This window comes from Nocardia sp. NPDC051321, assembly GCF_044455225.1.
Classification (GTDB): domain Bacteria; phylum Actinomycetota; class Actinomycetes; order Mycobacteriales; family Mycobacteriaceae; genus Nocardia.
In genome coordinates, this window is record NZ_JBITEM010000003.1 from 530758 (window position 1) to 547779 (window position 17022).

Consider the following 17022-nt stretch of genomic DNA (forward strand, 5'->3'; position numbering starts at 1 on the left):
TGATATTCCAGCGAGCCGCGTGGCCTGTTCGATCAGCACCGCGACCGCTCGACGCCGCCCTGGTCGGGGGTTCCGTCGCTGATGCGCAGTCGCATTGGTCAGAGCATGGCCACTGCGGTGTCGATGACGCGATGCAGGGTCGCGGCGTCGTGGGTCTTGGTCGTGACGCGCAGGCCGTTGAGGGTGTTGACCAGGAACTCCGCGGTGGCTCGCGGATCGATGCCGGCACGGACGTCACCGTCACGGCGGCCCTGGTCGATCCGTTCGGCCAGCATCGCGATCGAGTGCTCCTGCATCGTGTGCAGTGTGCGGGTCATCTCGGCGTCGGTCCCGTCGAATTCGGTGATGGTGTTGACCATCAGACAGCCGCGGGGATACGGCCGCGCCAGATCGTTGTCGACGAGGTAGCGGAAAAGCGCACCGATGCACTCCCCGGTGGTGCCAGGACCGTGCAGGAACTTGTCGGCGAGTTCGACCACTGCCTGCCGATAGCGAGCCAACGCCTGGTCGAACAGTTCCCGTTTGCTGCCAAAGGTGTTGTACAGGCTGCTTTTGTTCAGCCCGGTAGCGTCGACCAGCTGCGCAGGCGAGGTATTGGCGTAGCCGTGGGACCAGAAAGCGTCCATCGCCCGGAGCACCACGGTATCGGTGTCGAAACTTTTCGTCCTTGCCATAACTGAATATTAGCCTATATTGAACCTGTAGGTCCAGAAAGGCAAATGACAGATCCCGACACGGAGAGCGAGAGATCCGGTCGCTGACCGAAGGAGTCTTCGATGACCACCAGCGAAACCCGAACCGTGACGATCGCGGAACACCGAGGCCGTTGGGCCACGCTGCGGATCGACAACCCGCCGGTGAATTTGCTCGATGATCGCGTGTACGGCGAACTGGCCGCCGCCCTTGAGCGGTTCGAGGCCGACCCCGAGATGCGGGTCGTCGTGCTGGAATCGGCCGATCCCGAGTTCTTCGCGGCGCACTTCGACGTCGCCCTTACCCAGGAACAGAACGCTGCTGCCCAACAGGCGTATTCGAAGATCTTGGCCGCGCTGCGGTCACCGCGCTTGGTGAGCATCGCCAAGATCCGCGGCCGCGCTCGTGGCGGCGGACACGAGCTCACCCTGGCGTGTGACATGCGCTTCGCTTGCGCCGAAACCGCGATCATGGGACAGCCCGAAATCAAAGGGCGCCTGTTCCCCGGAGGCGGCGCGATGCAGATGCTACCTGCGTTGATCGGGCGCGCACGGGCCCTGGAAATGATTCTCAGCGGACGCGACATCGACGCCGCCACCGCCGAACGGTACGGCGTGATCAACCGGGCCATCCCCGACGCCGAACTCGACGATTTCGTCGACACCCTGGCGGCGCGGATCGCCGAATTCGATTCCACCCCTTCGGAGCTGGCCAAAGCCGCCGTCGACCGCCGATACCTGCCCGCCCTGGAGGATTTCCTGCAGGACGTCGCGGAGTTCAGGGAATTGCTCGAGTCCCCGGAAACCGTCGCCGCGGTACGTGCCCAGTTGGCCGCGGGCCTACAGACCCGAGGCCCCCTCGAATTCAGCCTCGGAGACTGACGCGTCTGGTCACTACCAACAAGGCAGTTGTCCGATCTCGAACAGCATGACCAACCCATGAAGGCGGTCAAACAGCCCCGACCGACATCGCGCGAACGGTATTGGCCACGACCAAACTCGACCAGGCAAACGTACTGTCTATGCCTGATGAGCCCGCGTTGGCCGGGCACGGTGAATTCGTCCGCGCGCGAACCGATCCGGACGCGAAGGGTGAGCCACGCCGGTCGGCTTGGCGGGATAACCGGCTCCCGTTCGGTGATACCCACAAGCTATGATCCTCCGCTGTCACGGTACGACGCTTGCTCTCCATCAGGTAAGGGCGATGGCTCATGGACATGGTTGTGTTGATCGGCCGAGTGTTTCTTATGGTGACGATTGGTGGCGCCGGAGTAAGCAAGATCGGCGACCGGCTACGTTTTACCGAGGCCATCATGGAATATCGAGTAGTGCCAGTTGGTATGGCGATCATCCTGGGCAGGTGGCTGCCGGTTGCCGAGATAGCGGCGGCGGCGTTGTTGGCGGCTGGGATCGCTACGGCGGCAGGGGCTCTGTTCGTCGCCGTGTGCATGATCGCGTTCGCGATTGCGATGGCGCTGAATCTGATTCGTGGACGGCGCATCGAATGTGGCTGCTCTGCAAGCTCATCCCTTCGGGTCAGTTGGCTGCTCGTCGGACGTAACCTGCTTCTTGCCGTGGTGGCTGGGTTGCTCGTGGCTGACGCCCTGCGCGCCGACGTTACGGGGATGCAGATGGTGATCGCCGTGCCGTCCGGTGTCGGTGGCGTGGAAGTTGCGGTGGTCCTGATAACCTGCATCGGCTTGCTGGGTCTAGCGCTGGTGCGGCGCGCTCTGCAACTGCGCTCTCTTATCGCTTACTTGCATTTGCCTACGAACCAACGGGAGAGCAGATGAGCTTGCCTTGGATCGTTCTCGTTGTGGCACAAGGGATTGTGTTGATCATTCTCGGTCTGATCGTTTTGGGTTTGCTCCGCCGAATCGGGTCGGTTCTGGAAGCCGTCGAAGCGAAACTACCTTCGGATCGGGAAACGACGAGTCCAGCAGTGGGCCAGCACATCCCGCCATTCGTGGCCGTCACCGCCGAAGGGGCCACAGTCAGCTCCGAGACGTTGTGCGGTGGCCCGTGCGTTCTGCTGTTCGTCAGCCCGCGCTGTCGCCATTGCCTGACTCTGCTGTCTGGGCTCACAGATCAGTGGAGTCTGTTGAAGGGCATTGAACTGGTGGTAATCACTCCTGATCCGAGCCAGCTCGCCGACAAAGTCGGGAATGCTCGGGTCGTGGTCGATCCTGACCAGCGCATCAGCCAACTATTCGGGGTTTTCGCTACTCCGGCAGCCATAGCGATCGACGCTCACCGGCGAGTCGCGACTCCGATCCAGCACGTCAACGCCGTGCACCAACTCGGGGCGCTTGCCGAGGCGGCGCGCTCAGGGGGCACGCCGGTCACATCACCGTCCTATTCCGAGGAGGTAGCACATGCGTGATTTCTCCAGCGCCATTGACCACGACGGCCGAGAACGCCGCCGGTTCCTGCGACTGCTCGGCGGAAGCTTGCTCGCTGGCATCGGCGCCACCGCTCTCACAAGCAGTCCCGCGCACGCCGCCAAATGCAAGCATCCAGAAGATAACGACCGAAGCTGCAAAAGCAAGTCCGATTGCTGCGGCGACGCGAAATGCCAGTCACGCAAGCCAGCACGGTCTGGCCGCCCTGCCGCCCGGGTGTGCTGCTACGGCTCGGGATCGATCTCACCCGACCCCGAGCTGTGCTGCAATCCAAACGACAGCTACGAGCTCAGCGACGGCTTCTACGCGTGCGCCGACAACGCATAGGCAGATTCGGATGTTCGCGAGATCGACTGCCGCCCAACGGTTCCGGCCGGGCTGGACGCGCAGGTCGCGGCAGCAGCGGACGTTGATTCTTTCTAGGACATCTCTGTCACGGCAGCAGCGATGAGCAGCGCGCCCCGACACCCGAAAGGTGCCGGGGGCGTAGGTGCTTCGGAATCCTGTTCCGTCTCGGGAAGCCGCTCGGGCCGCTTTGGTTCTAGGCGAGAACTACGGCTTGGGCTAAGGCCGTTGAGCTTTCACCCGGCAAGATTGCCGCGACCTGCTTGGCGCAGTCTGCGGAGCAGAACAGGTGGGCCGGAGCGTCGGTTTTGTTGGTTACCGCGCGGGTGCCGGGCGCCAGCGAGATGCACTTGCTGCTGGGCGGATCGACGAGGGCACGAACTATGCCGTCGGGGCTCGTATACAGGAAGTTGCCGGCGGCAGCCTGGGCGTTGCCGCACAGTCCCACCACCACGACGATCGTGCTGACCGTCACCGCGGCGACTCGCCCGTACCGTCGTGCATAGATTTTGTTCGTCATGTTTGCTCTTCGAGCGCGGTTGATGGTGGAACACAATCGATCTCGAGTCTTTTCGAGCTCGGGCATGGGACCATGTGTATCGGTCGGCACCCGCCCGGCCAGGAGGAGGCTACGCCCCATGTCCGACGAGCAAGTCACCCCTGAGAACACCGAATCGAGCGAGATTCCGGCGACCGAGATCGAGATCAAGCCCGAGAATGTGGCCATGCTGAGCCTCCGATACGTGGACGGAGTGCCCACGCTCGTTGTCAGCGGTGGAACGGTTGCGCCCGCGGCGATTATGGCCGTGGACAGCTCCGGCACCCCGGTGGCGCTGTACACGGGTGGCCCGGTGACGGCGGCTCGGCAATCAGGCACCCTCCTTATAAAACAAACTATTCCCGTCTGACCATCGCTTACCAACGGCCCGAGATGATCTCGGGCCGTTGGTTTTCCGGCGAGGGCACGTCCATCCACTACGGTGGACCGCCGTGCGGGGCTCAGCCGAGCGTGAACGTTGTCCGGCCCGCCATGTGCTCCAGGTCCACATTCTGCGGATAGACCTCGGAGTACGTGTCGATCCACGCCTCCACCTTTCCGGCGCCCGGCCCCATGCCTATACCGGTGATCACGTTGTCCGGCAGGCCGACCACCCCGGTTCCTTCCAGGCGTTGCGACTGTCCGCTGCTCAGGCCGGTGTCGACGTTGCGCCAGTGCACGGTGAGGTAGTAGGCCCCGCAGAACTCCCCGGTCTGCGTGATCTTCACCCGAACACCGAATGCACCGGACTGCGGCTGCGGCACCGTCTCGGCGTTGATGATCGCCGCACAATTGGGACCCGGCACCCGAGTGAGGGTCGGGCTGAACTGGGCGACCGGATCGGCGGGGTTGGCACCGGCAGTCCCGGCGAACCCGCTCAACGCGGCCGCCGTCGCCGCGGCGATCACCCCCGTGCGGAACATAAACTGTTGTAGGGAAACACGTTTCAGACTCATACCCGTTTGTCGTCCCGCGTCCGGACAGCGTTATCGCTGCCCGTGCCCTCAAACTCAGGGGCTGGACACCGACCATCGGGCGGACCGTTCCGAGATCAGCCTGCCCACTGGTCGCAGTGTGGGTCGCGTCTACTACACCGGCTCGGTGCCGGGCGTGATGGGCGAGATTCCATGACGCGCCAGCAGTTCCGCGTCGAGCAACTGTGCTTGCCCGTTGCCGATGGACCAGTCCGCGCGGTCGTTTTCGGTCACCGTGATCACGATGTCCGCTGCCCGCACACCCACCGCGCGCAGTTCGTTGGCGATCTCCCGGTAGAGCTCCTGTTTGCGTTCGGCGGGCCGGCCGCGAACCATCGCGATCTGCACGTAGACGACATTGCGCCGGTCGATGCCGAGGTAACCGCTATCGAAGATCAGCTCGTCGGCTCGGCGCGGTTCGATGATCTGGAATCGATCGTCTGGCGGGATGCCGATGGCGGTCACCATGGCGCGGTGGATGCCGTCCGCGATAGCCCGCTGGGTGACTTGGGGGGTGTCCTCGCGGAGCGTGATTCTGGTGAGCGGCATAACGATCTCCTGACTTTCAAAGGTGCAGTCCCGCCGTTGTCGATCGCGGAATCTCAGGGTGAGAGAGCGAATCGTTCGGCGAATTCCGACATCTGGTCGTGTTGCTGTGCGGGGTCGACACCTGCGAAGGCGACGACGATCCGGTTCACACCGTGCTCGGCGAGTTCCTCGACGCGTTCAAGGGACATGTCGGCCGGCCCCCAGCGGGTGTACTCGATTTCGGCAGGATCTCGGCCTGCGTCGGCGGCGGTTTTGCGGGCCAGTTCGATCTGCCGGTCACGTTCGGGTTCGGTCAGCATGCCGCCGGCGAAATAGCCGTCACCGCGTCGTCCGGCACGCTGGGCTGCCGCCGCGCTGGAGCCCCCGATATGGATGGGTAGCTCGGTTGTTTCGTGCGGTTTGGGATAGCTACACAGGTTGTCGAAGGCGAAGAACTCGCCATGGTGGCTGACGCCGTCCGCGCCGCCCGCCCACAGCAGGCGCAGCACATCGATGGCCTCGTCCGCGCGGCGACCACGGCTGCGGAAATCGACGCCCATCGCGTGGGCTTCCCCGGGCAAGGCGCCGAGGCCGACGGTGAGCAGCCGCATCCTGCCTCGGGACAGCACGTCGACGGTGGCCAGTCGCTTGGCCAGGACCACCGGATGCCGATATGGCAGCAGCAGCACGCCGGTACCGAGCAGAATCCGATGGGTGGCCGCGGCGACGAAGCTCAGGCAATCCAGCGGATCGAAATACGGCAACGTCGGCGGCAGCTCGCCCGCACCGTAGTCGGCGCCGGGATATAGCGCGATATGGTCCTGGACATACAGTGCCTCGAATCCGAGGTTTTCCGCGTGCCGGGCGAACGCTACGAGGCGCTCAGGATCGGTGCCGCTGAACGCCGTGCTGTAGCTGGTCGCGAACCGCATTACGAGAACCCTCCCTGGTCGGCTAGCTCTCCGATCAGCATGTGACCTCCTCTCGAGACTGATGCGGCAACGGTAAACCTTGTCACCGATGTCAAGGCAATACCGCAGCCGGACACACGCAGGCGCGCAACAGCTTTCAGAGCATGGTCAGCGGGCTGTTCCGCCGCCCGTCACGGAGGTGGCTGGCTAGGGGCGTACTGCTTCTCGATCCACCGGCAGATCGCTTCCACGACGTAAGCCCGCTCGGCGTCGCTGAGCGGGTGCCCGGCGGGAATGTCGTGCCAGCGTGCGAGACAGGTGCGGCAGCACGTGGCGGTGGCGTGCTGGGCGACGAAGACGGGATGTCCGCGATAGGGCGTTTGCCTGCCGTCGTTGGACGGTTCGGCCGGGGCCAGCCTGCGGGTGATCAGGTCCGCTGCGTGCTTGCGGACGGTCGCGATGCCGCGCAGGTCGACCACCGCACGGTCTCGTCCGCGTAGCCGGAACTTCGCGCGGAAATGGTGCTGGCCGATCCGGTGCAGCCTGTCGTCGAGTTCGTCGGTCATCGGCGCGGGAACGGTTCGAATGCTGTGACCATGTGGACTCCGCAGACCTCCCGATGGAACGCCGTTGCTTACCGCGCGTCCCGTCCAATTCGATGTGGCGAAGCGGACGCTACCAGCAGTGACCGACACCAACCTGAGCGGCATTCACCGGCGGATGCGACGCTCGGGGTGACAGTCGGGGCGGCGTTCTTCGTCGGTCTCGGTATCGACATCGCGATCACGTCGGCGACCGCGGACATGCTCCGTGTTGCCGCCGCCGGTCGCGCTGGGGCGGCGTCGGCGCTGCTGACCATGGCCCGGCAGATCGGCAGCGTGATCGGCGTTGCCGTGCTCGGCGCGATGGCAGGCCCATCGACGACCGGCTTCTTCCGTGCGCTGATCATCGCCGCGCTGGGCTGTGCCGGAGCCGCATACCTCGTCCGGCGCGCCCGCGGTGCGCGAGAAAGCCGGAACCCTTTGCCTTACATAACCTCTGGAAGCACAGGTGAGAAATGAAGACCTCGATCCGTGTCAACAACGACCTGTCCTACGACGAACTCCTGCGGCTGGCGTCGGCCGCCGAAGCGGCAGGCGTGGACCAACTCTGGATATCGCATGATCTGCTGCTGCGCTCGGCTCCCGTGCTGATCGGTGCCCTCGCCGCGCGTACCGAACGCATCCAACTCGGCATCGGCATCATGAATCCCTACACGGCGCACACCACCGAGATCGCGATGGTGGCGGCCACCGCTCAGGAGGTCTCCGGCGGCAGGTTCGCCCTGGGGGTGAGCGCCGGGGCGACCGACTTTCTCGCCTGGGCCGGTCTGCGGCGGAGCAAGCCGATGACGACTGTGCGGCAATCGGTTACGGCCCTGCGGGCCCTGCTGGGGCACTCCGATATTGCCGAGGATGATCTGCCGGAATGGTGGGGAGAGTCGAGCTCGCTGCGCTTTCCGCTGTCCAGGCCGGTACCCGTGTATGTCGGGGCGACGGGACCACAGATGCGGCGGCTGGCCGGTCGGGTTGCCGACGGAGCGCTGCCGCTACTCCCCCGTCCGGACCTCTACGGCAAGATCAGCGACGATGTGCACGCCGGACTGCGCGAGGCCGGGCGCGAGGCCGCAACCTTCGATCTACCGGCGTGCATCTGGGTGTCTGTCGGGGAGCGCGATGCCGCGCGGCGGGCGCTGGCCGAGAAAATCGCCTATTACGGACAGTCCTTCTCACCGGATCACCTGGCCGCGGCGGGTCTGCGACCTTCGGACTTCTGTGCGGCCGGAAAATACGCTCGCGCAGGGGATCTCGGCAAGGCCGTCGAATTCATCGATAACCGCATGATGGGCCTGGCTGTCGTCGGGTCACCCGATGAGGTGATCGAGGGTTGCCTCCAGTTGCAGGCGCTCGGCGCCCGGCACATTTCGTTCGGTCCCCCGCTTGGTCCCGATCCCCTTGCGGCCCTTGCGGAACTGGGGCGTTCGGTGATCCCCGCACTGCGTTCGGTTCATCGGGAGTAGGGCTCGCGGGATGCCGAGCCGCATTCAGCATCGCTCACCACCCCGTGCACGTTCTGCGTATTCGGCGCGCCCCGAAATAGAGCTTCTGCGCGCGTCGACGTCCTGCCATGGCGGAATCTTTCGACGGCTCGGTCTTCGGACGACTGTTCGTCGTAACGCTTCCGATACTCAATGCCTGCTTACCCGTATTTCGTGAGAGGACAACAACATTGAGTACTCAGAACGACGTGACCGTCGTCGAGGGGTTCATTCCGGTGATCGACCTGTCGTCCAGGCACAGCGCCACGGGACGCCGGACGATCGCCGCGGCGATCGGTGCCGCCTGCGCCAGTTCGGGCTTCTTCACCATCGTCGGACATGGCGTGCCGACCGAACTCATCGACCGGATGTGCGCGACGAACCGGGAGTTCTTCGTCCTGCCCGATGCGGCGAAAGACGCTGTCGCACATCGGCCCGGCGTCTCCGGATTCCGGCGGATGGCGGGATCCACCGCACACAGCCTGGACAAGAAGACACCGCCCGATCTGTGCGAAGTCTTTTCGGCACACGTGACCGGCGATCTCAGTGATCCGGAACGCGCGGCCCTCGGCGACTATTGGGCCTCATGGAAATTGGCCAACGTCTGGCCGAGCGCGCCCGCGAACTTCGCGGACACCTGGCACGAATACATGGCGACGCTCTCGGGTTTGGCGGGCGACCTGATGCGGCTGTTCGCGCTGGCATTGGAACTCGACGAGAACTTCTTCGACGATATTTTCGACCATCACGTTTCCTCGGTGGCCGTCAACTATTACTTCCCGCAACAAGAGACGCCGCTGCCCGGCCAGTTGCGCCGCGGCGAACACACCGACTGGGGCAGCCTGACCATCCTCTATCAGGACACCGACATCGGCGGCCTCCAGGTCCGCCACGGTGCCGGCGAATGGCGGGATGTCCCCACCATTCCCGGCGGTTTCATCGTCAATATCGGCGATCTGATGTCACTGTGGACCGGGGGTCGATGGGTCTCGACCATGCATCGAGTGATCAACCCCGAACGCGGCAACAGCTCGTCCCGCCTGTCGATTCCGTTCTTCTACCTGCCCAATCACGATGCGACCATCGACCCGATCGGGTCCTTCGCCGACCTGGACGCGCCGCAGCATTACGGCGCGACCACCGCCGGGGAATGGATCTCGCGAAAGATGCTGAAGACCTTCGCGGCCGACCCGCTCGACTACCAACCGGCCGATTGAGCTCCGCTCAGGCGAGGAACTTGCCGAGGTCGTCGAGCACCCGCATCGCGCCGATCGGACCGAGTCCGAGGAACCACACCTCGTCGTCGACCGCGATCGCATGCCCGGCCTTGACCGCGGCCGAGTTCCGCCAGATCGGGCCTTCGGTCACCGCCTTCTGGTCCGGTGAGACGTCCGCGCCGTAACTCGAGTAGAAGATCCAGTCGCCGGCGGCCTGGTCGATGTTCTCCTTGGAGACCTGCACGGCCAGTTCGTCGACGTTCTGGTTCGCCGGCCTCGGCAGGCCGACATCGGCGAGGATGACGCCGATGAAGGATTTGTTGCCGTACAGGCGAATGTTGCCGCTCAAGAAGCGCACCAGCGAAATCGTTGGTGCGCCAGGCAGTTTGGCTTTCACCTGATTCGCCTTGGCTTGATAATCGTTGAGCAGCTTGGTGGCCTGCTCCTCCGCGCCGAGTGCGGCACCGACCAGCAGGAAGTTCTCTTTCCACGGGAAGCCGGGCCGGATGGAGAACACGGTCGGCGCGATGGCCGACAGCTGGGGATACAGGTCGTTGACGCGTAACTTGCTGCCCAGGATCAGATCCGGTTTCAAGGCGGCGATCTTCTCGAGGTCCAGGGTGTTGGTCGGACCGACCGTCGCGATGTCGCGCACCCGGTCGGCCAGATACGACGGCACCCCTTGCTGGCCGGCGGTGGTCGCCATGCCGACCGGCGTAACGCCCAGCGCGAGAACGTCATCCAGCTCACCGGAGTCGAGAACGACTACCCGCGTCGGCTTCTTCTCGATTCGAGTCTGGCCCATGGCCTGGGTGATCGTGCGCGGAAACACCCCGGGCCCGACATCGGCTTTGAGTTTGGCGGTCTCGGTATCGGCGGTGGCGAACTGCGCCCCGCCGGTGGCGACATTCTTATCGCCGTGACCGGTATCGCCCGCGCTCGCCGGGGTGGTGGCGGGATCGGCCGCGCATGCGGTGAGCAGCGCGATGGCGGCAACCGCCACCACCGCCTTCGTCCATCGAAACATTGTGTGATTCCTTTCTAGGATCGAGTGGCGGGCGCGACGGGCCGGCCGGAGCGATGCCGTCCGATCGGAACGACCATCGGGGTGCCGGACACGGGATCCGGGATGATCTGTGCCTGCATGCCGAAGACGTCCTCGACCAATGCCGCGGTGAGAATGTCCGAAGGGGCGCCCTCGCAAGCGATTTCGCCGCTTTTCATGGCGATGAGGTGATCGCCGTAGCGGGCGGCGAGATTGAGGTCGTGCATCACGATCACCACCGTGGTGCCGTCGACCTTGTTGAGATCCGCGAGCAGGTCGAGCACCTCCACCTGATGGGCGATATCGAGGAAGGTGGTCGGCTCGTCCAGCAGCATGATCGGGGTGTGCTGGGCCAGCGCCATCGCGATCCACACCCGCTGCCGCTGGCCGCCGGAGAGTTCGTCGACCGAGCGGGACGCCAGTTCGACGGTGTCGGTGACCTGCAATGCGCGTGCCACCGCCGCGTCGTCCTCTGGCGTCCATCGGCGAAACATGCCCTGATGCGGATAGCGACCGCGACCGACCAGATCCGCGACCGTGATGCCCTCGGGCGCGACCGGGGACTGCGGCAACAGTCCAAGTACCCGCGCGACATCCTTGCTACGCAACGAGGAGATCGGCTCGCCGCCGAGATAGACCCCGCCGTGCGTGGGCGCGAGCAGCCGCGCCAAGCCGCGCAGCAAGGTCGATTTCCCGCACGCGTTGGTGCCGACGATCATCGTCACCAGACCCTCGGGGATGCGCACGGTGAGGTCGTTGACGATCGTCACCGGCCCGTAGCCGAGCCGCAGCTGCTCGGTGTGCAGAGTTGGTGTCACGCTATCCCTTTCAGACATGCTCAGACTCGCCCGGCGCGGTTGGCCGCGGCGAGCAGCCACAGCAGATACGGCGCGCCGACCGCGCCGGTGACCACCCCAACGGGCAGCGTGGTTCCGAGCAGATGCTGTGCGACGAAATCGGCGATCAGTGTGACCAGCGCACCGGTGAGCGCGGCCGGTACCAGTGCGGTACGACCGCCGCCGGTCAGCCGGGCGGCGATGGGGTTCGCGACGAACGCGACGAACGCGATCGGACCGGCCACCGCCGTCGCGAAAGCCACACTGGCGGTGGCGATCAGCAGCAACAGCAGCCGCGTGTACTCCACCCGCAGGCCGAGGCCGGCCGCGACATCGTCACCGAGTTGCAGTCCGTTGAGCGCGGGGGCGAGCAGTGCGGCGGCGGGCACCAGCACGGCGAGCGCGATCGCCAGCGGCAGCACGTGGTGCCAGCTCCGGCCGTTGAGATTGCCGATCATCCAGACCAGCGCCTGCTGGGCAAGGGCGACATCGGCCCACGTCATCAGGTACGACACCACGCTGGTGAGCACCGCGCCGACACCGACACCGACGAGCACAAGGCGAAAACCGTTGACCCCGCCGCGCCGTGCGAGACCGTAGATCACCGCGCCCGTGGCGACCGCGCCGACGAAAGCCGCCAGCGACAACGCCGTGCCGGACAGCCCGAAGACGATCAGCCCGGCGACGGCGGCCGCGCTCGCGCCCTGGGAAATCCCGATCACATCCGGACTGGCCAGCGGGTTTCGCAGCAGTCGCTGAAACAGCGTGCCGCCGAGGCCGAACGCGATACCGACCAGGATGGCCGCGACCGCTCGCGGCAACCGCAGCTGCCTGACCACGAACGCGTCCTGCCCGGCGCCGCCACCGAACAGGATGCCCGGAACTTCGCTCAGCGGAACCGAATACGAGCCGACGGTGAGCGTCAGCGCGAGGACCAGCAGCAGCGTCAGGAACAATGCGAGCGTCACCAGCCGTGCGCGGGAGATGCCACCGCGGCGGGCGTGGACGACCGCGGCCAGCGCGCCGGTCATGCCTGTGCCGCTAGCGCTCGGTGCCGCCACAACCTGGGCGGCTGTGTTCGACGTTCGCTCGCTCATGCCTGCACCAGCTTTCGACGGCGCACCAGCACGACAAGCAATGGCCCGCCGATAATGGCCGTCAAGACGCCGACCTGCACCTCGGCGGGTCGCGCGATGACGCGACCGACCACATCCGCGACCAGCAGCAGGATCGAGGCGATCACCGCCGCGTACGGCAGCAGCCAACGATGGTCGGGGCCGGTGATCAGCCGGGCCGCGTGCGGAACCATCAGGCCGACGAACGCGATGGGTCCGGCGATGGCCGTTGCCGCGCCGCACAGGATGACCACCGCGAGCGCGGCGACACCGCGGGCGACCGGCACATTCTGGCCCAGTGCGCGGGCCACGTCCGGGCCGAGTGCGAGCGCGTTCAACATGCGCGCCGACAGCACCGCGAGCAGGATGCCGACCGCGAGGAACGGCACTGCCTGCCCGACGGTCGGCAGGTCGCGCTCGGCGAGTGACCCGACTTGCCAGAACCGGTACTGGTCGAAAGTGGTGGTGTCGGTGAGCAGTAGCCCGCTGGTCACCGACTGCAGTGCGGCGGTCACCGCGGCTCCGGCGAGCGCGAGCTTCATCGGCGTGGCCCCGTCGCGACCCAGCGAACTGACGAAGTACACCACCCCGCCCGCAACCGCCGCACCCGCGAAGCCGAACCACACATAACCGGTCACCGAGCTCAGCCCGAGCACACTGATGCCGAGCACGACGAACAGCGCCGCACCCGCGTTGACACCGAGCAGCCCGGGATCGGCGAGCGGGTTCCGAGTCGCGCCCTGAATGATCGATCCCGCCAGTCCCAGCGCAACACCGACCAGCACTCCGATCAGCGTGCGCGGCAACCGCAGATCACGCACCACAGCATGATCGACATTGGCAGGGTTGTACCGGAGCAAGGCATCAATCACGGTAGTGAACGTCAACTCACGCGAGCCGACTGCGATGCTCAGCAGCACCGCGAACGCAAGCACTGCCAATAGCAGCACCAGCCCCATCCCAAGCGGGAGCGTCCTGGCGCGGGCGCGATCCATCTGTGTCGGCAACCTTCGATCGTGATCAATACGGTTTGCCTACCCTAATTCATGGGTGGTTTGCTGTTCGCCGCCGGTGGGCAGTGCTATCGACGTCGTCGCGGTGCGATCAGGGACGACCGGGCGTTCGGGTCTGCCGATCGGGGGGCGACTCAGGCTCAACCAGCCTCGCCACACACGAAATAAGGTCGGGGCTGCGGAGGGGATGCCATCCGGCAAAATCTCATGGAGAACCATTCCAGTCGCCGGACAGTGCAGCACCGTGCCGATAACCCGCCCGACGAACGGCGGCGTAGTCATATATGAGCTGTTCTGCACAAGTCGCACCGCGCTCACGCGGCCCTTTCCAGCCGAATCTGGCGTCATAGCGCAAAAACCTCGCCGACGGCCCGCGATCTCACGTGCTACGAACGGAACACACTATGCCCGAATGGAATTGCGTCATGAATCGTTTGCCGACAGCATCGCCAACGATAGCTATCTGGCGCGTACAGAAGTGCTGTCGCAATCCTGCTGGTGGCCAGACAGTTTCGACGAGTTATAAGAGCATCGTCGGCTTGACAAACCGGACGACGACCGAGAAGGTAGCAGGCAGTCGCGCCGTAGGCGCGGCCAGCTACAGGAGGGGTTCGATGCCAATTCCAACCATAAAAGGATACTGTCGCGCGCAGTGGTCAGAAGGCCATGAGGTGATGTGATGGCCGGCGGGGGATACTTCAACCACTACGACGACCCCGATGAGTACTGGGACGACGAGCCGCTGGTGCCGGCAAGGCCCAACGCCGCCCAGCCTGGTTCAGTGCCACCTCCTGTCGAGCCGAAACCATCAGCGGTCGTCACCGACCCGCCGCCGCAGGCCGAGGGTCACTTTGCGGCCGACACCGCGCCAAGTGCAACCCGTATCGGATCGTCCTTCGCCTCAATCGAACTCGACGGCGGATGCCTTCCATTCCACATTCTGATTCGTCCGCAGTGGAGCCGTTATGTTGCTCCGCACGAGGTAGGCGACGAACTTATGGCGGCGTACAGAGCCGCAATGGAGATGCGTCTAGAGCAGTTGTACGCAGCTGGCCGCCGGCCGACTCCCCGAGAAATTTCAGAGGCAGCTATCCCGGATCACCGAACAATTCTGACACTTTTGCTGGAGACTCGGACCTGGGACGAATACAGCTCCGTGTCGAGCAGCATGATCAACAGCGGTAATTTCCACGCGTCGAGTCAAGTTGTTTTTCGCGGAGAACATTCCGTCAGGCTTACCGCTGATGTTTCCCGCCTGCTGTCGATCGAAGTACAAAATGATTGGGCAGCAATCACACAGCCCGACCGGATCGTGGACGAAGTCCTGTGGTGTGCCGATCAGATCCGTTCCATGCGCCCAAAGCGGATCGTACGTGGAGATTACTCACGTTATGCGGACGATGACCTGGAATATCAGTTGGACCACCATCGGTTGCGGCTCCTGGAAGAACGGATGAGCAATGGCAGATAAGCTGACACTTAACCTCCGAGCGATGAGATTGGCTGCCGCCAGCTGGGGCGAAGCTGCCAACAACCTGAAGGCCGGGGTGGAGACAACCAAGAAACTTGAAATCACTGCGTCGGAAGCAGGTACCTTCGCGGAAGCCCTGTCGAAGTACCAACCAGCTCCTGGTTATTTTCGAGACAGGTTGAATGAGGGTGTCACCGTCTTCGAGGATATCGGAAAAGTCCTCAAATCGGCAGCCGATACATATGAAGCGGAAGATCTCGCCAGCAAAGGAAAGCTGGCAAAGCTCGAGGGAGATATATGACGGTCGCAGATGACAAGCGAAGCTTGCTCGAAAAGTCAGCGTACCTTCGGGCGAAGGTAATTGAGGTGGGAGATCTGCCGGCGAAGGTGGACTCCGCATGTGGGCACCTTGTCGAGCTGGTCCGAGCAAATGGGTATGCTGGCGTGATCAGCAACCCGGTAGCAGTGGTTACCGGGCAGGTCGAAGATTCCGTAGATGAGATTTGGGCTGAACGCGACAAGGCAAATGCGGCCATTCGTGAAACCTGGAAAAAGCTCAAGATACTCGAAGCCGATCTGGATGTGCCAGTCAAATTCATCGATGTCGCAAACGATTGGCGCAACCTCAGAAATAATCTCATCGCCGCTAGCGGAGATTTCATTGACACCAAGCTCTCCGAATGGTCGGGCGATGCCGCTACCAGGTACGAAGAAATGCGCACCACCAGGCAACAGCCGGCATTGGACAACTTGCCGCTGGAATTCGATAAGATTGCACTCAGCCTGGAGACCATAGCAGGGGCGGAGTTGACCCTCTATGGCGAGATCGCCATAAAAGTACAAGAGTTGATATCGAAGGTCGAGGACGGATTTTTCAACTCCGTCAAGAGTTGGCTTTCCATATCGTTCACGGGCGCACTTTCTGCCGCCCAAGAGTTGGTAAAGGTGGTCGAAGCTGCGAGGACCTTCATCATCGGCATCATCAAGAGCATGGGCGATTCCGCCAAGACCAATATAATTGAAGGCAACAAAATATCGCAGATCGTCGGCATCCAAAAGGGGCTGCCTGATAATAAATGGCCCAGCGGCGCAAAATCTTCCTATGGGGCCGGCATCGAAGGGATTCGGGAAGCGATCGGCGACGCATCGACAAAGGACGGCGACAAGTCGGATTGGACGGTGCCTCAATGAGGACTGGCTTCCCAACCATGGTCGCCACCGCCGCAGTGGTCTTGATGACCGGATGCTCATCGTCGCAGCCCACTGAAACACCCGTGTCGTCTCAGGCTCGTCCGGCGATGACCCAGGGAGAGTTGTGCGACGTTCTGAAGAACTTCCTGACGACCGAGTTGCACGCCGTCGAAGTGCGGGCCGTCCCAAACGTCTCGACAGACGCAGTCCTCAAGGTCGGCGGAGTATGCGAGCTTGCCCAGGGGCAGAACCCCGTCGGGAGTTATCAGGTACGGAACGCACCGAGCGATGTGGACCCAACCCAGGGACGTCGTGGATATGTGAAGAAGCCGGAACTGGGCGAGGCAGTATGGGTTTACGACCTGCGAACAGATGAAGGAAACCCTTCGAACACAGTACGTTTCGCGACCCGCATCAAGGACTGGAACGCGATTCTCGAGATCCGGGACGTCGAAACACGGACTGCTGCAGGCGACCTCCATCTGACCGACGACGACAAACGCAAATCCGTTCAATTCCTGACGGAGCTGACGACGAAATTCTCGGGCGATCGATAGCCGGTCCTACCCACAGCCACCGTTGACACTTTGAGCGGAATGGCGAAGATGAATCGGGAGCCGCCCCGCCTAGGTGCAGGGCGGGGCGTGATGCGCATGGTTATGTGCGG

At 63.8% G+C, this 17022-nt stretch carries 22 protein-coding genes; 12 read left to right on the forward strand and 10 right to left on the reverse strand.

Going from position 1 to position 17022, the window contains the following annotated elements; translation table 11 throughout:
* Positions 1-98: 98 nt before the first annotated feature.
* Positions 99-674, reverse strand: a complete 576-nt coding sequence (locus ACIA8C_RS09340; RefSeq protein ID WP_397132671.1) for a TetR/AcrR family transcriptional regulator — start codon at positions 672-674, stop codon at positions 99-101.
* Between the two features lie 102 nt (positions 675-776).
* On the opposite strand from ACIA8C_RS09340, the gene ACIA8C_RS09345 reads away from it, so the two are divergent.
* The 4 genes from ACIA8C_RS09345 to ACIA8C_RS09360 all read left to right on the forward strand — a co-directional run bounded on the left by ACIA8C_RS09345 (position 777) and on the right by ACIA8C_RS09360 (position 3421).
* The gene (locus tag ACIA8C_RS09345; protein ID WP_397132673.1) at positions 777-1574 is read left to right on the forward strand and encodes an enoyl-CoA hydratase/isomerase family protein; all 798 of its coding nucleotides are present in this window, start codon (positions 777-779) and stop codon (positions 1572-1574) included.
* A gap of 329 nt (positions 1575-1903) precedes the next feature.
* Positions 1904-2485: a MauE/DoxX family redox-associated membrane protein gene (locus tag ACIA8C_RS09350; RefSeq protein WP_397132675.1), complete on the forward strand. Its 582-nt coding sequence runs from the start codon at positions 1904-1906 to the stop codon at positions 2483-2485.
* Positions 2482-3075, forward strand: a complete 594-nt coding sequence (locus tag ACIA8C_RS09355) for a peroxiredoxin family protein (RefSeq protein WP_397132677.1) — start codon at positions 2482-2484, stop codon at positions 3073-3075. Before ACIA8C_RS09350 ends, ACIA8C_RS09355 begins: the two co-directional genes overlap by 4 nt.
* Positions 3068-3421, forward strand: coding sequence for a hypothetical protein (locus ACIA8C_RS09360; RefSeq protein WP_397132679.1), 354 nt, complete (start codon positions 3068-3070; stop codon positions 3419-3421). Before ACIA8C_RS09355 ends, ACIA8C_RS09360 begins: the two co-directional genes overlap by 8 nt.
* A gap of 214 nt (positions 3422-3635) precedes the next feature.
* Here the strand turns inward: ACIA8C_RS09360 and ACIA8C_RS09365 are convergent, their stop codons facing one another.
* On the reverse strand, positions 3636-4025 hold the full coding sequence (locus tag ACIA8C_RS09365) for a hypothetical protein (RefSeq protein WP_397132681.1): 390 nt from the start codon (positions 4023-4025) through the stop codon (positions 3636-3638).
* A gap of 52 nt (positions 4026-4077) precedes the next feature.
* Here ACIA8C_RS09365 and ACIA8C_RS09370 point away from each other — a divergent pair, with 52 nt between their 5' ends.
* Positions 4078-4347 (forward strand): hypothetical protein, encoded by a 270-nt coding sequence (locus ACIA8C_RS09370; protein ID WP_397132683.1) that lies wholly within the window; start codon positions 4078-4080, stop codon positions 4345-4347.
* A 91-nt stretch (positions 4348-4438) separates the two neighbouring features.
* Here ACIA8C_RS09370 and ACIA8C_RS09375 read toward each other — a convergent pair whose 3' ends face one another.
* The 4 genes from ACIA8C_RS09375 to ACIA8C_RS09390 all read right to left on the reverse strand — a co-directional run bounded on the left by ACIA8C_RS09375 (position 4439) and on the right by ACIA8C_RS09390 (position 6956).
* A complete protein-coding gene (locus ACIA8C_RS09375; RefSeq protein WP_397132685.1) occupies positions 4439-4900 on the reverse strand; it encodes a hypothetical protein in 462 nt (153 codons plus the stop codon).
* A 165-nt stretch (positions 4901-5065) separates the two neighbouring features.
* The gene (locus ACIA8C_RS09380) at positions 5066-5500 is read right to left on the reverse strand and encodes a tautomerase family protein (protein WP_397132687.1); all 435 of its coding nucleotides are present in this window, start codon (positions 5498-5500) and stop codon (positions 5066-5068) included.
* 53 nt (positions 5501-5553) lie between these two features.
* Positions 5554-6411 carry a TIGR03619 family F420-dependent LLM class oxidoreductase gene (locus ACIA8C_RS09385; RefSeq protein WP_397132689.1) on the reverse strand — a complete coding sequence of 286 codons (858 nt, stop codon included), beginning with the start codon at positions 6409-6411 and terminating at the stop codon, positions 5554-5556.
* Positions 6412-6581: 170 nt separating this feature from the next.
* Entirely contained in the window at positions 6582-6956 is a 375-nt protein-coding gene (locus ACIA8C_RS09390) for a DUF4186 domain-containing protein (protein ID WP_397132691.1), read from the reverse strand.
* 168 nt (positions 6957-7124) lie between these two features.
* On the opposite strand from ACIA8C_RS09390, the gene ACIA8C_RS09395 reads away from it, so the two are divergent.
* From ACIA8C_RS09395 to ACIA8C_RS09405, 3 genes are all read left to right on the forward strand, one after another.
* Positions 7125-7451 carry a hypothetical protein gene (locus ACIA8C_RS09395; RefSeq protein ID WP_397132692.1) on the forward strand — a complete coding sequence of 109 codons (327 nt, stop codon included), beginning with the start codon at positions 7125-7127 and terminating at the stop codon, positions 7449-7451.
* A complete protein-coding gene (locus ACIA8C_RS09400) occupies positions 7448-8449 on the forward strand; it encodes an LLM class flavin-dependent oxidoreductase (protein WP_397132694.1) in 1002 nt (333 codons plus the stop codon). Before ACIA8C_RS09395 ends, ACIA8C_RS09400 begins: the two co-directional genes overlap by 4 nt.
* A gap of 209 nt (positions 8450-8658) precedes the next feature.
* Entirely contained in the window at positions 8659-9684 is a 1026-nt protein-coding gene (locus tag ACIA8C_RS09405; protein WP_397132696.1) for an isopenicillin N synthase family dioxygenase, read from the forward strand.
* 7 nt (positions 9685-9691) lie between these two features.
* Here the strand turns inward: ACIA8C_RS09405 and ACIA8C_RS09410 are convergent, their stop codons facing one another.
* The 4 genes from ACIA8C_RS09410 to ACIA8C_RS09425 are packed head-to-tail and all read right to left on the reverse strand — an operon-like array spanning position 9692 to position 13687.
* Positions 9692-10711, reverse strand: coding sequence for an ABC transporter substrate-binding protein (locus ACIA8C_RS09410; protein ID WP_397132698.1), 1020 nt, complete (start codon positions 10709-10711; stop codon positions 9692-9694).
* Between the two features lie 14 nt (positions 10712-10725).
* Complete coding sequence (locus ACIA8C_RS09415) at positions 10726-11565, reverse strand: ABC transporter ATP-binding protein (protein WP_397132700.1); 840 nt, start codon at positions 11563-11565, stop codon at positions 10726-10728.
* Between the two features lie 2 nt (positions 11566-11567).
* The gene (locus ACIA8C_RS09420; RefSeq protein WP_397132702.1) at positions 11568-12662 is read right to left on the reverse strand and encodes a FecCD family ABC transporter permease; all 1095 of its coding nucleotides are present in this window, start codon (positions 12660-12662) and stop codon (positions 11568-11570) included.
* On the reverse strand, positions 12659-13687 hold the full coding sequence (locus ACIA8C_RS09425) for a FecCD family ABC transporter permease (protein WP_397132704.1): 1029 nt from the start codon (positions 13685-13687) through the stop codon (positions 12659-12661). The genes ACIA8C_RS09420 and ACIA8C_RS09425 overlap by 4 nt, the downstream gene beginning before the upstream one ends.
* 685 nt (positions 13688-14372) lie before the next feature.
* On the opposite strand from ACIA8C_RS09425, the gene ACIA8C_RS09430 reads away from it, so the two are divergent.
* Genes ACIA8C_RS09430 through ACIA8C_RS09445 form a run of 4 tightly spaced genes read left to right on the forward strand, consistent with a single transcriptional unit; the run spans position 14373 to position 16912 of the window.
* On the forward strand, positions 14373-15164 hold the full coding sequence (locus ACIA8C_RS09430; protein ID WP_397132706.1) for a hypothetical protein: 792 nt from the start codon (positions 14373-14375) through the stop codon (positions 15162-15164).
* The gene (locus ACIA8C_RS09435) at positions 15154-15465 is read left to right on the forward strand and encodes a type VII secretion target (RefSeq protein ID WP_397132708.1); all 312 of its coding nucleotides are present in this window, start codon (positions 15154-15156) and stop codon (positions 15463-15465) included. Before ACIA8C_RS09430 ends, ACIA8C_RS09435 begins: the two co-directional genes overlap by 11 nt.
* Positions 15462-16355 (forward strand): hypothetical protein, encoded by an 894-nt coding sequence (locus ACIA8C_RS09440; protein ID WP_397132710.1) that lies wholly within the window; start codon positions 15462-15464, stop codon positions 16353-16355. The genes ACIA8C_RS09435 and ACIA8C_RS09440 overlap by 4 nt, the downstream gene beginning before the upstream one ends.
* A gap of 17 nt (positions 16356-16372) precedes the next feature.
* A complete protein-coding gene (locus ACIA8C_RS09445) occupies positions 16373-16912 on the forward strand; it encodes a hypothetical protein (RefSeq protein WP_397132712.1) in 540 nt (179 codons plus the stop codon).
* Positions 16913-17022 lie beyond the last annotated feature (110 nt).